At 59.3% G+C, this 15,804-nt stretch carries 16 protein-coding genes; 5 read left to right on the top strand and 11 right to left on the bottom strand.

Annotated features, from left to right (window positions below; translation table 11 throughout):
- The first annotated feature begins 38 nt into the window (after window positions 1-38).
- The 5 genes from ccrA to VWY75_RS02900 all read left to right on the top strand — a co-directional run bounded on the left by ccrA (window position 39) and on the right by VWY75_RS02900 (window position 5,493).
- On the top strand, window positions 39-1,319 hold the full coding sequence (ccrA, locus tag VWY75_RS02880) for a crotonyl-CoA carboxylase/reductase (RefSeq protein ID WP_340544323.1): 1,281 nt from the start codon (window positions 39-41) through the stop codon (window positions 1,317-1,319).
- 315 nt (window positions 1,320-1,634) lie between these two features.
- Entirely contained in the window at window positions 1,635-2,354 is a 720-nt protein-coding gene (locus VWY75_RS02885) for a helix-turn-helix transcriptional regulator (protein ID WP_340544325.1), read from the top strand.
- Between the two features lie 94 nt (window positions 2,355-2,448).
- A complete protein-coding gene (locus VWY75_RS02890) occupies window positions 2,449-3,090 on the top strand; it encodes an acyl-homoserine-lactone synthase (RefSeq protein ID WP_340544326.1) in 642 nt (213 codons plus the stop codon).
- Between the two features lie 109 nt (window positions 3,091-3,199).
- Window positions 3,200-4,738, top strand: a complete 1,539-nt coding sequence (locus tag VWY75_RS02895) for an ATP-dependent DNA helicase (protein ID WP_340544328.1) — start codon at window positions 3,200-3,202, stop codon at window positions 4,736-4,738.
- Window positions 4,735-5,493, top strand: a complete 759-nt coding sequence (locus tag VWY75_RS02900; protein ID WP_416536463.1) for an SDR family oxidoreductase — start codon at window positions 4,735-4,737, stop codon at window positions 5,491-5,493. The genes VWY75_RS02895 and VWY75_RS02900 overlap by 4 nt, the downstream gene beginning before the upstream one ends.
- Before the next feature lie 111 nt (window positions 5,494-5,604).
- Here the strand turns inward: VWY75_RS02900 and VWY75_RS02905 are convergent, their stop codons facing one another.
- The 11 genes from VWY75_RS02905 to VWY75_RS02955 form a co-directional block, all read right to left on the bottom strand.
- A complete protein-coding gene (locus tag VWY75_RS02905) occupies window positions 5,605-6,372 on the bottom strand; it encodes a TIGR02186 family protein (protein ID WP_340546273.1) in 768 nt (255 codons plus the stop codon).
- A 112-nt stretch (window positions 6,373-6,484) separates the two neighbouring features.
- Window positions 6,485-7,408: a sulfite exporter TauE/SafE family protein gene (locus tag VWY75_RS02910; RefSeq protein WP_340544330.1), complete on the bottom strand. Its 924-nt coding sequence runs from the start codon at window positions 7,406-7,408 to the stop codon at window positions 6,485-6,487.
- Between the two features lie 240 nt (window positions 7,409-7,648).
- Window positions 7,649-8,614: an ABC transporter permease gene (locus VWY75_RS02915; protein ID WP_340544331.1), complete on the bottom strand. Its 966-nt coding sequence runs from the start codon at window positions 8,612-8,614 to the stop codon at window positions 7,649-7,651.
- Window positions 8,614-9,708, bottom strand: coding sequence for an ABC transporter permease (locus tag VWY75_RS02920; RefSeq protein ID WP_340544332.1), 1,095 nt, complete (start codon window positions 9,706-9,708; stop codon window positions 8,614-8,616). Before VWY75_RS02920 ends, VWY75_RS02915 begins: the two co-directional genes overlap by 1 nt.
- A complete protein-coding gene (locus VWY75_RS02925; RefSeq protein ID WP_340544333.1) occupies window positions 9,709-11,238 on the bottom strand; it encodes an ABC transporter ATP-binding protein in 1,530 nt (509 codons plus the stop codon).
- Window positions 11,239-11,437: 199 nt separating this feature from the next.
- Window positions 11,438-12,433: a BMP family lipoprotein gene (locus tag VWY75_RS02930; protein WP_340544334.1), complete on the bottom strand. Its 996-nt coding sequence runs from the start codon at window positions 12,431-12,433 to the stop codon at window positions 11,438-11,440.
- A 129-nt stretch (window positions 12,434-12,562) separates the two neighbouring features.
- Window positions 12,563-12,979: a GNAT family N-acetyltransferase gene (locus VWY75_RS02935; RefSeq protein ID WP_416537201.1), complete on the bottom strand. Its 417-nt coding sequence runs from the start codon at window positions 12,977-12,979 to the stop codon at window positions 12,563-12,565.
- Between the two features lie 54 nt (window positions 12,980-13,033).
- Window positions 13,034-13,630 carry a tRNA (adenosine(37)-N6)-threonylcarbamoyltransferase complex dimerization subunit type 1 TsaB gene (gene tsaB, locus VWY75_RS02940; RefSeq protein WP_416536465.1) on the bottom strand — a complete coding sequence of 199 codons (597 nt, stop codon included), beginning with the start codon at window positions 13,628-13,630 and terminating at the stop codon, window positions 13,034-13,036.
- Window positions 13,620-14,183, bottom strand: coding sequence for a NifU family protein (locus VWY75_RS02945; RefSeq protein WP_416537202.1), 564 nt, complete (start codon window positions 14,181-14,183; stop codon window positions 13,620-13,622). The genes tsaB and VWY75_RS02945 overlap by 11 nt, the downstream gene beginning before the upstream one ends.
- A 168-nt stretch (window positions 14,184-14,351) precedes the next feature.
- Window positions 14,352-14,807, bottom strand: coding sequence for a universal stress protein (locus VWY75_RS02950; RefSeq protein WP_340544338.1), 456 nt, complete (start codon window positions 14,805-14,807; stop codon window positions 14,352-14,354).
- A gap of 85 nt (window positions 14,808-14,892) precedes the next feature.
- Window positions 14,893-15,759 (bottom strand): branched-chain amino acid aminotransferase, encoded by an 867-nt coding sequence (locus VWY75_RS02955; protein WP_416536466.1) that lies wholly within the window; start codon window positions 15,757-15,759, stop codon window positions 14,893-14,895.
- Between the last annotated feature and the right edge of the window lie 45 nt (window positions 15,760-15,804).

The raw sequence follows: 15,804 nt of genomic DNA on the forward strand, positions 1-15,804 counted from the left end.
TCTGCATTGCGGCAAACAGCGGAAAAAAGGAGGCCAGCATGGCTTTGGACACGCAGAACGGCGCCCTCTCCTACGAGGCCCCTGAAAAAGAGCTTTATGAGATCGGTGAACTGCCGCCGATGGGCTATGTGCCACAGAAGATGTATGCTTGGACCATCCGCAAAGAGCGCCATGGCACCCCTGATACTGCGATGGTGCAGGAAGTGGTCGATGTGCCCGAACTGGACAGCCACGACGTGCTTGTGCTCGTGATGGCGGCGGGTGTGAACTATAACGGTGTGTGGGCGGCTCTCGGCACACCCATCAGCCCCTTTGATGGTCACGGTGCGCCGTTCCATATTGCCGGTTCCGACGCCTCGGGCATCGTTTGGGCCGTGGGCGACAAGGTTAAGCGCTGGAAAGTCGGCGACGAGGTGGTCATTCACTGCAATCAGGATGATGGCGACGACGAGGAATGCAACGGTGGCGATCCGATGTACTCTCCCAGCCAGCGCATCTGGGGGTATGAGACGCCCGACGGCTCCTTTGCGCAGTTCACCAATGTTCAGTCGCAGCAGCTTATGCCCCGCCCCAAGCACCTGACTTGGGAAGAAAGCGCCTGCTATACGCTGACCCTTGCGACCGCCTACCGGATGCTGTTCGGCCACGAGCCGCACGATCTGAAGCCGGGCCAGAACGTGTTGGTCTGGGGCGCTTCGGGCGGCCTCGGCTCCTACGCGATCCAGTTGATCAATACGGCTGGTGCAAATGCCATTGGCGTGATCTCGGACGAAAGCAAACGTGATTTTGTCATGGGGCTGGGCGCCAAGGGTGTGATCAACCGCAAAGACTTTGATTGCTGGGGGCAGTTGCCGACAGTGAACACGCCCGAATATGCCAATTGGTTCAAGGAAGCCCGTAAGTTCGGAAAGGCAATCTGGGACATCACCGGCAAAGGCGTGAATGTCGACATGGTGTTTGAACATCCGGGCGAAAGCACGTTCCCGGTTTCGACCTTTGTCTGTAAAAAAGGCGGCATGGTTGTGATCTGCGCAGGCACCACTGGCTATAACCTGACGTTCGATGTGCGTTACATGTGGATGCACCAGAAGCGTTTGCAGGGCTCGCACTTTGCGCATCTGAAGCAGGCCGCCGCTGCCAACAAGCTGATGGTCGAGCGCCGCCTAGACCCCTGCATGTCGGAGGTGTTCTCCTGGAACGATCTGCCGGAGGCGCATATGAAGATGCTCCGCAACGAGCACAAGCCGGGTAATATGTCTGTTCTGGTTCAGGCGCCCCGGACCGGTCTGCGCACACTGGAGGATGTTCTGGCAGGGTAAACACCCTCGAGAGACACATTATTTCACCCGTCAGTCGCTCCTGTGACTGGCGGGTTATTGTTTTGCTGGTGCGAACGTGGTTGTCGAACATTTGTGCGGAATGACCAGCGGTCATGCGCTGATGGTGAAGACATTTTGTGGCCGCGCCCTAGATAATCGCTTATGAAATAAAAACCTGATCATTATGCGGGCTTACCGTTGACGCTGCATCGATGATCGCGGCACAAAGGCCAGAGCTGCGGCAATTTGGATCTGCCGACAGCCAAATAGGTGCAGAGGTTCTGCGCTGAGACCAAGTGAGAATTCAGGCATTTCATGGCAACCAAAGTTAATCTTGATCTTATCCTTGAGGTTTTGGACGCCACGACAACGGTCGATGGTCTGCAAGAGATCATTGAGCGGGTCTGTGAGACCTTTGAGGTTGATCACGCCATGTATCACTGGGTCGACAGCGCTGGCGATCACTATCACTTTGGCACCTATTCGCGGGAATGGGTCGAGCGCTATCAGGAAAAAGCCTATGTTCGTGTCGATCCGGTCATTATCGGTTGCTATCAGCGGTTTCACCCGGTTGACTGGCGCCGCCTTGATTGGTCGTCCAAGCCTGCGCGCGAGTTTCTGCAGGACGCCCTTGCCCATGACGTAGGCAATCAGGGGTACTCAATCCCGATCCGTGGGCCAAACGGGCAATTCGCTTTGTTCACGGTCAGCCACAACTGCAACGATGAGACCTGGACGAAATTCACGGACAGACACAGCCGTGACCTGATCCTGATCGGGCATTACTTCAACCGCAAGGCGCTGGAATTTGAACCGGATCGCAGCCCGGAGCACGTCCAACCCCTGTCCCCACGTGAGATTGACGCGTTAACCTTGCTTGCGATGGGCTACAGCAGAGCCCAGGTGGCCAAGACGCTGACCATTTCGGAGCATACATTGCGGGTCTATATTGAGAGCGCGCGATTCAAACTGGGGGCGATCAACACCACGCATGCCATCGCACGGGCACTGAGTCTCGGGTTGATCATCATCTAAGACGTTGAAGCTGTTGATGTTCATTAACCCTATAGTTGAAAATATCTTCTGATCGTAATCTGGTCCCACTTTTCTATCTAAAGGGGACTAAGTTATGCTTCGTTACGTATATGCACACGACCTGTATAAGCACCGTGAGCTTGCCCATTCGATGTTCGTGGATCGCGCGGATCAGTTCAAGACGCGGCTGGGTTGGGAGGTCTCGGTAGATGCCTGCGGGGAAGAACGCGATGAATACGATGCGCTTGATCCGCTATATGTGATCTGGCAGCAGCCCGATGGCAGCCACGGTGGGTCAATGCGTTTCCTGCCCTCTACGGGGCCAATCATGGTAAATGATGTCTTTCCCGAGCTGACCGGTGGGGAGGCGATCCGCAGCCCTTTGATCTGGGAATGCACCCGGTTCTGCCTGTCCCGACATGTCAGCGGCAATGTGGCCGGGGCGCTGACCCTGGCCGGGCTTGAGATCATGCGGAACTTCAATATCGCGCATTTTGCCGGGGTGTTTGATCGGCGGATGGTGCGGATCTACCGCTCTCTTGGGTTTAGCCCGGAAATTGTCGGCACCATGGGCGCGGGGCGGGACCGGATCTGCCTTGGCCTGTGGGACTATTCTACCGAGGCGTATCACCGGGTCGCGCAGAAGGCAGGCATTCAGCCGGAATTGTCGACACTCTGGTTCGATCGGTCCTTTGGCGGTGCAGGCGCGCCAGGACCCGTTGCGCTGACGGGGTGAGCAGGGTGTCGATGGGCATAGCGCTGAAGGAGGGCGAGCTGCGCTGAAACGATATGATGTGGGGCCGTCTGCTCTGGTGCAGCCGGCCCGGCGGCTGTAGTGTCGCCGAATGAGCGCAGCACCCATTAAATTCTCCGACGATCAGGCCGTCGCTTTTGATCGTGTCAGCAGTCTTCTTCGTGACGCAGGGGTCGATCTCGAAGACGATCTGCTACACCCGCCCCGCGGTGACGGTGGCGCAATGGCGGTTATTGGCAAAGCCGGATCTGGTAAGACGCTGTTGTTGGCGGAACTCTATAAGGCGTTGGAAAAGGCCGGTGTCGAGGTTGTTTCCGGCGACTATGAGAGCCGCAAGAAGAATGAGGACCGGCGCACACTCGCAATCCTTGCGCCCACAAACAAGGCCGCCAGCGTGCTGCGCCTTCGTGGTGTTCCCGCAACCACGATCCACCGGATCCTCTATACGCCTGTCTATGATCCGGAATATGAGCGGATAGCGGAATGGCTGGCGGGTAGTGGCGATGAGCCCGAAATCGAGGGGTTAACCGAAGAAGCCCTGGCGCGGGCGAAGGCGTTTTATGAACGCAACAAGTCGATCCCTGGTGCGTTGGCTGCTGCCGGTCTGCGCGGATCTGACTTCATCACCGGTTGGAAACGGCGGGAGGAGCCGCTGGATATCGGCTTTATAGATGAAGCTTCGATGCTGGATGACCGCCAGTTCCAGGACCTTCAGGAAATTTTCCCGACATTATTGCTGTTTGGCGATCCCGCACAGCTCGCCCCGGTGAACCAATCCGGTGCCATGGTTTTTGAAACGCTGCCAGAAGAGCGCAAACTGATCCTCAACCGCATTCACCGCCAAGAGGCAGGCAATCCCATTCTGGACCTCGCTCATGCTCTGGCTGATCCGAACATCGGGTTTGAGGATTTTGAGCGCATGGTTGAGGACCTCTCTCGCCAGGATGATCGCGTCGTCTGGGGGCAACGGGTCGAGGTGGACCTGATGGCACGTTCTCCGGTTCTGGTCTGGCGCAACAACACCCGGATTCGGCTGATCAATGCGTTTCGTAACGTGCACGGTGCGCCGGAGGACAGTTTGCTGGCTGGCGAGCCGCTGATCTGCGACGGAATCGAATTGCCGATGAAACATCGCAAGAAAAGGCTGGATCTGGAAGCCCGCGGCCTGATCAAGGGGGCCCAGGTCATCTACCTCGGACCGGGTCGCAAGCCTGGATTCTCGCGCCTTCATGTCATGGGAGCCGAGGACCCGCAGGTCTCCGCGGCCTCTATCGTGAAGATCGAAAAACCGGATGAAGAAGAGCCCTTCATTCCATTTGCTGCGCGTATGGGGGCGGCGTTTCTGCACGGGGCGGCCGTCACTATTCACAAGGCGCAGGGCTCACAATGGCCCACGGCGCAGGTTTTTGCGCCTGATATCTATGCCGCGGCGCGCATGGGCCGGGTGGAGGCCGGGCAACCGCTCTGGAAGCGGCTTGCTTATGTGGCCATTACGCGGGCGCAGGAGCGCCTGATCTGGGTGGTGCGCAATCGTCTGGCAAAGCCGACAGGCCCTCTGCAGGTGGACGACCTGCGGGCCGCGCCCGTAGGCGCCCTGACCCTGGAACTGCAAGAGGACAGCCCACTATGACGATCCAAGCTCCAGATTCTAGACGCACGATCCTGATCACCGGAGCCAGCTCCGGTATCGGCCGTGCCGTGGCGGAGCTGTTTCTGGATGAAGGTTGGCAGGTGGGCCTGCTTGCCCGCCGCGCAGAGGCGCTGGAGGCCGTGGCGCAGGGGCGCGACACGGCTCATGTCTTGCCGGCGGATGTCACCGATGCTGAGGCTGTCGATCGTGCCGTGGAGACCTTTGCAAAGCGGGCCGGGCGGTTAGATGTGTTGTTCAACAATGCAGGCATCTTTACCCCTTCCGGCACGATTGATGAGATTGCGCTGGAGGATTGGTTTGCAGCCGTCAATGTGAACTTGAACGGCATGTTCCTTTCGGCCCGAGCGGCCTTTCGCCAGATGCGCCAGCAGGCCCCGCAGGGCGGGCGGATCATCAATAACGGATCAATTGCGGCCCATGTTCCGCGCCCACATTCGGTCCCCTATGCAGCGACCAAAGCCGCGATCACCGGGCTGACCCGTAGCCTGTCGCTGGATGGGCGCCCGTTTGATATTGCCTGCGGACAAATTGACATCGGCAACGCACGCACGCCGATGGTTGCGGATTTGAGCGCCCGGCAGGCCGAGACTGATCCGGCAGCGGGCGCGATGGAGACCTTCGCCGTTGAGGATGCTGCACGGTCGGTACTGCATATGGCAAATCTTCCGCCTGAGGCAAATGTGCAATTCATGACCGTGATGGCAACCAAGATGCCTTACATCGGGCGTGGATAGTCACTGCAGAGGTCTCCCGCCCGTTGTGAGACCAGCAAGCTGGCACCACGCCCGTTGGGCGTAGCGCCGCGCTTTGCGCGGCGGTCTGGGTCTGGATCTGGTTCGTGGTCGTCAGCTGTTGCGCAGCAGGCGGAAGGCGGCAGAGGCACCCCAACCTGCGGCAATTGCAATGGCCAGTGACATAAGGCCGTAGAGAAACGGCTGTTCGCGTGAAAGTGTGTAAAGAAACCGTTCCAGCCCGACTTTGCGCACGTCGATGCTGGTTTCGTACTGCGCGACAACCGACCCGCCTCGTGTGAGCAGGATGCGGGTCCGATAGGCCCCTTCGGTCAGGTCGGCGGGCATCTCGATCGCAGTGCGAAACAGCGTTTGCTGATCGACGGCGACAGTGTTCTCCCGCAGAGAATAGAGATTGTTCTCGGACCGGATGCGGATCACGGCTTCGGCGAATTTCTGTGCCCCGCGGATGTGCATTCCGGCGCCGACCGAGCGGATGGCCCGCCCCACGGAGACTCGATACCGCAGGTCCTCAGTATCGCTCAGCACCTGAGAGAGCGGCGCGCTTGTCGCAACTGCGTAGAAGCTCGGTGCCGAGTCTACCAGCACGCTGTCGGTATTGACCCAGATCCCAAGCTTTTTCTCCTTGCGGCGTACCATCACGGGCGAGGCTGGACCGGATACGGCGACGATCACCTGAAGAGGGTCGTCCTGCGGGATAGGGGCTTCCCGCTTCACGGCCCCAAAGACGAGGATTTCCGATCCGTCGAAGTCGGCGGTGATGGCAACACGGTCTTGGCTCAGACCGAGCACGACTTCCTCGCGCGGGCCAGCGGGAGGGTCGCTATCTGCCGGATCGGTGGAGGTCTGAGCGGTGGCCATCGACCCGAGTGGCAGGACCAGGAGGAATGCAATCCAGAGCCGCGCGGAGCCGCGGGCCGGCTGGGATTGCGGCGCGCGGCGGAGGCGTTGCCTGATGACGCGATGGAGCATCTCAGTGCCCTCCATCGCTGCCGAGCGAGTAAAGCTCAGATGGCATCAGCAACAGGTCCAGCCCGAGTTTGACGCAGACAATAATTACCATCAGCGCCAACAGGATGCGGAGCTGTTCAGCCTTGAGATAGACGCCGATCCGGGTACCGATCTGGGCACCGATCACCCCGCCGATCAGCAATAGAACCGCCAGAACAATATCCACGGTATAGTTCGTGGTCGCGTGCAGCATCGTGGTAAAGGCGGTGACCAGAATGATCTGAAACAGCGATGTGCCAACCACAACCTTGGTTGGCATCCCGAGGATGTAGATCATGGCTGGCACCATGATGAAGCCACCACCAACACCCATGATTGCCGCGAGGATGCCGACGACGACACCCACCAGCAAGGGAGGAATCACGGAGATATAGAGGCCGGATGTGCGGAACCGCATCTTGAAGGGCAGGGCATGGACCCAGCCACGCTGCCGACGCGGCGCGGGGGCGCCACCTGCGGAGGCTTTGGATTTGCGGATCGCATTCAGGCTTTCGATGAACATCAGCCCGCCGACAACGCCAAGAAAGACGACGTAACAGAGTTTTACCAGCAGATCGACCTGGCCCAATGCTTTTAGATAGTTGAAGACCACAACCCCAAGCGCCGCACCGAAAAGACCGCCCGCTTGAAGAACCAGGCCCATCTTGATGTCGACGGTTCGGCGCCTGAAATGAGCAAGCACACCGGAGAATGAGGAGGCCACGATCTGATTGGCTTCGGTGGCAACGGCCACTGCCGGCGGGATGCCGATGAAGAACAGGAGCGGTGTCATCAGGAAGCCGCCACCGACACCAAACATGCCGGACAGGATGCCGACCATGCCGCCAAGCCCCAGCAGCAGGAATGCGTTGACCGAGACTTCGGCGATGGGAAGATAAATCTGCATATCAGTGTTAGAGCGCAGCAATTGGCTAAAATCAACTGCCGATGCCGCTCCGCAGAAAACAGGACTGACGCTAGGGCAAAAACTGGACCTATGAAAGTTGGCCGGAACTCGGATGGGGAGAACTGGTTTCCGAAAAGTCTGACTCTGGCTGTGTCAAAACGGCAAGCGCCCGGCCGGAGCCGGGCGCTTGCAGATGCCTTTGGTACAGCCCCTGCGGGCTGTACCAAATTGATGGCTCTATCAGCGCTCCTTGACGTAGGGCTCTCCACCTGCCTTGGGCGGAACCGCCTTGCCGACGAAGCCTGCCAGGATCACCACGGTCAGGATGTAGGGCAGGGCGTCCATCATCTGCACCGGAATCACAAAGTTGCCGATTTCGATGTTCTGAAAACGCAGGGCCACCGCTTGAAGCAGGCCGAACAGAAGGCAGGCACCAAGCGCGTGCCAGGGGCGCCATTTCGCGAAAATCAGCGCTGCCAGAGCGATAAAGCCGCGACCGGCTGTCATGTCCTTTACGAACCCGGCCTGTAGTGCTGTTGCAAGATAGGCGCCGGCAATGCCGCAGAGCAGGCCACAGATCATTACCGCCGCATAGCGCAGACCGACCACGGACACACCGGCGGTATCGACAGCTGCAGGGTTTTCCCCGACCGCGCGCAGGCGTAGGCCAAAGCGCGTACCAAAGAGGATCCAGGCGGTAGCAGGCACCGCGAGGAACGCCAGGTAGACCAGCACGGAGTGACCGGAAAGCAGCTCGCTATAGATCGGGCCCAACACAGGGACATCCGCCAGCGCATCTGCAAACGGCAGGCTGAGAGGCTCAAACCGGCCGCCCGAGAACAGCGAGGGTGTGCGCCCGCCCTGCTGGAACCAGTCCTGCGCGATCAGTACGGTCATGCCTGCGGCCAGGAAGTTGATCGCCACACCGGAGATCAGCTGGTTGCCACGGAAGGTGATCGAGGCAAGCCCGTGCAGGCCGCTGAGAACCAGCGATGATGCGATACCGGCCAGGAGGCCGAGCCAGACATTGCCAGTGGTCGCAGCCACCGCCGCCGAGAAGAAAGCGGCCATCAGCATTTTGCCTTCAAGGCCGATATCGAAGATCCCCGCCCGTTCGGAAAACAGTCCAGCCAGACAGGCCAGCAGCAGCGGTGTTGCGAGGCGAACGGTGCTGTCGAGCACCTGGATCAGAGTCAGAAAATCCATCACGCTTTCCCCCGGCGCAGAGCAAGGAAGATCCGTTCAAGCGGTCCTCGTACCATATTGTCCAGCGCGCCTGTGAACAGGATCACCAGTGCCTGAATGACGACGATCAGTTCCCGCGGGATGCTGGTCCATAGCGCCAGCTCCGCGCCGCCCTGATAGAGGAACCCGAACAGGATCGCGGCCAGAAACACGCCAAAGGGATGGCTGCGCCCCATGAGTGCCACGGCGATGCCGATGAAACCGGCGCCCTCGGTTGAGTTCAATACCAGGCGCTCGGCCTCGCCCATCACATTGTTGGTGGCCATCATGCCCGCCAGACCGCCAGAGATCAGCATCGCAATCATGGTGATCTTGACCGGCGAGATTCCGGCGTAAAGTGCGCCATATTCGGAGTTGCCATAGGCCCGGATCTCGTAGCCCAGTTTGGTACGCCAGATCAGCAACCAGACCGCAACGCAAGCAGCAAGCGCGACGAGGAAGCTCACATTGGCAGGTGCCGCCTTGGAAAACTCGATCCCGATAGGTGCGAGGAGCTCATGCAAGGACGGCAGGTGGACAGCTTCGGCAAAACGGGCTGTCGCCGGGTCCATCGAGCCTTCTGGACGCAGGAGATTGACCAGCACGTAGTTAAGAACGGCCGCCGCAATAAAGTTGAACATGATTGTGGTGATCACGATATGGCTGCCGCGCTTCGCCTGAAGATAGGCGGGGATCGCGGCCCAGGCCGCACCAAAAAGGGCAGCACCCAGGCTGGCAAAGATCAGTGCCAGCGACCAATGCGGCCAGGGAATATAAAGGCATACGAGGGCCACACCCAAACCACCGAGCATCGCCTGACCTTCACCACCGATGTTGAAAAGCCGGGCGTGGAAGGCCACGGAAACGGCCAGACCCGTGAACAGGAAGTTGGTGGCATAATAGAGCGTATAGCCCCAGCCATAAGTGGATCCAAGCGCGCCCGAAACCATCAGCTTCACGGCGGCAATCGGGTCTTCGCCAATGCCAAGAATCACCAAGGCAGACAGAATAGCGGCCAATACGAGGCTGATCAGCGGGATCAGTACGACATCGGCCCATTTAGGCATTTTATCCATTTACGCGGCCTCCCCCGCGACACCGGCCATCAACAGGCCCAGCTCTTTCTCATCGGTCTGATCGGCCGGGCGCTCGCCCATGATCATTCCGTCAAACATCACGGCAACACGGTCGGCGAGTGACAGGATTTCCTCCAGTTCAACCGAGACCAGCAGGATCGCCTTGCCCTGATCGCGCAATTCGACGATTTGCTTGTGAATAAACTCAATGGCGCCGATATCGACGCCCCGTGTCGGCTGCCCAATCAGCAACAGGTCAGGGTTGCGCTCGATTTCGCGGGCAACAACGATTTTCTGCTGATTGCCGCCGGAGAAATTCTTGGCCGCAAGCCAGGGGTCCGGGGGGCGTACGTCAAACTTGGCCATCTTGGCCTCGGTATCGGCGCGCAGCGCAGCATTGTTCATTAACAGGCCGCGTTGGTATTCGGGCGCGTGATGATAGCCGAACGCCACGTTTTCCCAAGCGTGGAAGTCCATGATCAGACCTTCGCGCTGACGGTCTTCGGGAACGTGGGCCACATGTGCTGCGCGACGGGCGCGGGCATCGGATCCGGCACCTGACAGGGGCAGCGGCGATCCATTGAGACGAATGGTGCCCTGACCTTCGCGCATGCCACCGAGCACCTCCATCAGTTCGGATTGACCGTTGCCGGCCACCCCGGCGATGCCAAGGATCTCTCCCGCACGCACGGTCAGGTCGATATTCTTAACCCGCGCAACGCCCGCCTCATCGACAACACTGAGGTTCTCGATCTCAAGGATCGGCTTGCCGGGAGTGGCGGGAACCTTGTCCACCCGCAGCAGCACCTTGCGTCCCACCATCAGTTCGGCCAGATGTTCGGGGCTGGTTTCAGCGGTTTTCACGGTCGCGGTCATCTGGCCGCGGCGCATCACCGACACCGTATCGGTATACTCCATGATTTCGCGCAGTTTGTGAGTGATCAGGATGATCGTTTTGCCCTCGGCGCGCAGCCTGTCCAGAATGCGGAACAGCTGGTCGGCCTCTGCCGGGGTCAGAACCCCTGTCGGCTCGTCCAGAATCAGAATATCGGCCTGGCGGTATAGCGCCTTCAGGATCTCGACACGCTGCTGCATGCCGACACCGATTTCGTCGATACGGGCATCGGGATCAACGTTCAGCTCATATTCTGCTGCCAGGTCTTTCAGCGAATTTCGGGCCTTGCTGAGAGAGGGCTTCAACAGTTTGCCATCTTCGGCTCCGAGGATGATGTTCTCCAGTACCGTGAAATTCTCAACCAGCTTGAAGTGCTGGAACACCATGCCGATCCCTGCCGAGATCGCCGCCTGGCTGTCGGGAATCTCGGTACGTTTCCCGTGAATCCAGACCTCACCCTTATCGGCTTTGTAAAAACCGTACAGGATACTCATCAGCGTTGATTTGCCTGCGCCATTCTCGCCGATGATCCCATGGATCGTGCCGGGGGAAACACGGATTGAGATATCCTTATTGGCCTGTACGGGGCCAAAGGCCTTGGAGATGCCTTTTAGTTCAATTGCTGGTGCCGTCATTCGGGCTCCCCTTATTCATCCTGGATCGGTTGGCACAGATTCACGCCGAAGCGAGCGGCGGTTAACATGTGCAATTTGGCCAACCTAGGAAAAACCAAACCCGGAGGCGGCAAAGGCGCAGCCTCCGGGCAATATGAAACCCCCGGTCACCACCATAATCATCAAGAGGATCACGGTGGGCCGGGGGGCAGTTCAGTACTTAGAAGGATAGAGCCGGGCAGCTGTCATCCGACATGTAGTCATGCACGGTGATTTCGCCGGTTGCGATCTTGGCTGCGGCTTCATCAGCGGCGGCCTGCATCTCTTCGGTGATCAGCGATGCGTTGTTATCGTCAACCGCAAAGCCGACGCCGCCGTTCGACAGGCCCATGACGGAGAAGCCGGTTTCCAGGTCAGGACCGTCGGAGAAGGCTTCAAACACAGCGTTGTCGACCCGCTTCATCATGGACGTCAGAACTTTGCCCGGGTGCAGGTGGTTCTGGTTGCTGTCCACACCGATTGACAGGATGCCTTCGTCGGCGGCGGTCTGCAGTACGCCAACACCAGTGCCGCCCGCAGCTGCATAGACAACATCAGCGCCCTGGCTGATCTGCGCCTTCGTCAGTTCGGAGCCCTTGACCGGGTCATTCCAGGCCGCAGGGGTGGTGCCGGTCATATTGGCGATCACAGTTGCGTCCGGGTTTGCGGCCTTCACGCCCTCGGCGTAGCCGCAGGCAAATTTGCGGATCAGCGGGATATCCATACCGCCGATGAAGCCCACTGTTCCCGATTTGGACGCTTTGGCCGCCAGCATACCGACAAGGTAGGAGCCTTCATGTTCGTTGAAGACGACAGAACGCACATTCGGCGCATCAACAACCATGTCGATGATCACGAATTTGGTGTCGGGGTAGTCGGCTGCAACCTGGCCCAGAGCGTCGGCAAAAGCAAAACCGGCCATGACGATCGGGTTCGCGCCCGCTTCGGCAAAGCGACGCAGGGCCTGCTCACGCTGAGCTTCGGATTGCAGTTCGATTTCGCGGAAGCTTTCGCCGGTTTCCTCAGCCCAACGCTGCGCGCCGGTGAAGGCGGCTTCGTTGAACGATTTGTCGAACTTGCCGCCCAGATCAAAGATCAGTGCAGGCTCTGCCAATGCGGCACCCGCTGTCAGCGCCACGGCCGCCGCGGCGCTCATCAGGGATTTCATCAGGGTCATAGGGGTACTCCCAATTTGTTGTTCTTGTTGCGGCCAGTTTGACCGCCCCAACCCATGTGTTTTTAAAAAGGTGCGACAATTTAGGCCGTAGCCTGCGGAAAGGGTCAACCGTTTTTTGACCTTTTGGTGTTATTCTGCGGTTTCGGCCTTGCGTAAACTGACGCACATGAGCACTGCGTCCACCGAAGACGCGCCTTCGCGCGGGTAGTAGCCGACCCGCCGCCCGGTTTCGGCGAATCCATAGGAGTGATACAGGGCACGCGCCGATCGGTTGTCCGCGGCAACTTCCAGAAAGCCATCGGTTGCATCTCTGGCCAGCGCGGCTTCCTGCCAGCTGTCCAAGACCATACGCGCAAACCCCTGACGCCGGTAGTCAGGGTGGGTCGCTATGGTCAGCAGTTCGGCCTCTCCAGCGACAACGCGTCCCAAGGCAAAGCATCGTGTATCGCCGACAGCATAGCTGAACGGGCTGTCGAGCAGGGCAGAAAATTCATCCGCAGACCACGGGCGCCCCTGCACAAAGGCAGCCCGATGGGTGTGGGCCATGTCCTGTGGTGTCAGATTTGAGGGACGGTTTCGTAGCATGGTCGACCGAAGGTATCAGCCATCAATCAGCGTTGGTGGGGCGTCTCTTGCCGGCGCGGCATCAGCAGCCCGCAGGTACAGCGGGGCAGGGGCAACTGCTTCTGTTTGGTAACGGTCGGCGGCGTTGCGGGCGATGGCTTCGGCGATATTCGGCGGAGTTGCCTCGGCCAGCAACTCTAGATCATGCGCGGCGGCAACCGCCTGCGCTTCAACAAGTGGCATCAGCCGGGGCTCGCCTCCGGGAGGCAGTGCATAGACATGATCGCGAGGTGCGGGCACCGCAGCGAGAGTGCCGGGGTGATGGCGTGCGTCAAATCCGTTTACACCGACTGCCGGAATATCCAGCCCCAGCGCCAAACCGCGTGCAGCGGACACGGCGATGCGAATGCCTGTGAAGTTTCCGGGTCCGATACCGACACCAATGGCATCAAGATCCGCCCAAGCTGCGCCACCTTCGGCGAGCACCTCGTCCAGCAACGGCATCAATCGTTCGGCCTGGCCGCGAGTCATCTCCTCCAATCGGGAGGCCAGCACCGTGTCCCCACGCAACAAAGCGGCCGCGCAATGCGCGGCCGATGTATCAAAGCCAAGGACGAGAGCGTCAGACGGCAACGGGGCGAACCTCGGTCACTTCGGGGATGTAGTGGCGCAGCAGGTTTTCGATGCCCATCTTCAGCGTCAGTGTCGACGAAGGGCAGCCTGCGCAGGCGCCCTGCATATGCAGGTAGACCACACCACGGTCAAAGCCGTGGAAGGTGATATCGCCGCCATCCTGAGCCACAGCAGGGCGCACGCGGCTGTCCAGAAGCTCTTTGATCTGGTTGACGATTTCGCCATCCTCACCGGTGTGTTCCGCATGGCCAGAGGTCTGTTCGCCACCTTCGGAAATCACCGGCTGACCGGACTGGAAATGTTCCATCACCGCGCCGAGGATCGCCGGTTTCATGTGGTCCCATTCAACCGTCTCTGCCTTGGTCACGGTTACGAAATCGTTGCCGAAGAACACGCCAGTCACGCCTGCAACAGCAAAAATGCGCTGCGCCAAAGGCGATGAGCCTGCGGCCTCTGCGCTGGGAAAATCAGCTGTGCCCATTTCCAGTACGGTCTGGCCCGGCAGGAATTTCAGCGTCGCCGGGTTGGGCGTGGATTCTGTCTGAATGAACATGTCGGGCCTCCTTAAAGCGTGGCAGAGATATGCGCCTCCGGTGGGCTTAAGTCAAGATTTGGAACGGTTCTAAAATTGCGGAACCTTGTGGCGCGCGCTGGGGCCTTTCGCTTCGGATCCACTCGCGGCGAGTTCGTGCAACCCGCAGATCGGTCAGCTTGGCAGCGATCAGGTGATCGCTTCCAGTTTTTCTTTAGACAGATCGCCGGGTACGATTGTGATCGGCACCGGCAGGCTGCCGGATGAGCGACTTAGCTGGGTGACGAGGGGACCAGGGCCTTTGCGGTCGTCACCGGCGCCCAGTACCAATACGCCGATTTCGGGATCAGATTCGATCTGGGCGATAATCTCTGGCACCGCTTCGCCTTCGCGGATCACGAGTTTGGGTTCGATACCTTGCCGGTCGCGCATCCACTTCGCGAATACTTCAAAATGGGCGTGTATGCGTTCGCGGGCCTCTTCGCGCATCACTTCGCCGACGCCAATCCAATGATTGAATTCGTCGGGTGGAATCACCGAAAGGATTTCAACTCCGCCGCCAGTCTTGGCGGCACGCATGGCGGCGAACCGCATGGCGTTCAGGCATTCGCGGCTGTCATCCAATACCACAAGAAATTTGCGCATATTGATCCTCTGGTTGTTCCGTCTGGATCATGGCGCAAGCCATCCCCCGGCGCAATAGATGAGCACAAAGGCTAGTCGCACGCAGCTATCCACGGCTGCTTGTTGCCCAATCCCAATAGAGATCCCGTGTGCGCTTGGCGATTGGTCCGATCTGGTATTGCCGATCGTCAAAGGCGGCAACTGGCGTGACCTTGCTCATATTGCCGGACATGAAAACTTCGTCGGCGTCTTCAAAGTCTTTATAGCCAAGCACCGTTTCATGAACGGTGACACCATCTGAGCGCAGGTTTGCGATGTGACGGGCACGGGTGATCCCTGCAAGGAAGGTGCCATTTGCAATCGGAGTAAAGACCTCTCCGTCACGCACCATGAAAATATTGGCCGTGGCGGTCTCAGCGACATTCCCCATGGCATCGAGGGCGAGCGCGTTGCTGAATCCTTTTGCGCGCGCTTCACGCAGCATGCGGGCGTTGTTCGGATAGAGGCAACCGGCCTTTGCATTGACCACAGAACTCTCCAGCACGGGCCGGCGGAAGGAGGTGCGTGTCAGAGTCGCTACAGCTGTCGGGGCAGCCATAGGGATTTCTTCCAGACAAAGAGCAAACTGGGTGCTTGCGGGTTCCGGCGCGATCATCGTTGAATCGCCCTCGGTCGCCCAGTACATAGGGCGGATGTAGACCGCGGCATCTGGTGCAAAGAGAGCGAGACCCTCTTTGGCGATGGCGACCATATCGTCGACGCTGACGGTTGGAGCCATCATCAGCGCGTGGGCCGATGCGTTGGCTCTGGCGCAGTGCAGATCAAGGTCGGGCGTGACACCATCGAACAGCCGCGCACCGTCGAAAACCGACGATCCAAGCCAGGCCGCATGGTCAGCGGCCTTCATGATTGCCACATCGCCCTCATGCCAGCTGCCGTTGAAATAGGTGCGAATGGTCTTGCTGATCGCCATGTCGGGCCTCGTTTTTGGTGTGCTGGAACAGGCTGACCCTAGGAT

The sequence above is a fragment of the Phaeobacter sp. JH20_08 genome, from assembly GCF_048056635.1.
Classification (GTDB): Bacteria; Pseudomonadota; Alphaproteobacteria; order Rhodobacterales; family Rhodobacteraceae; genus Phaeobacter; species Phaeobacter bryozoorum.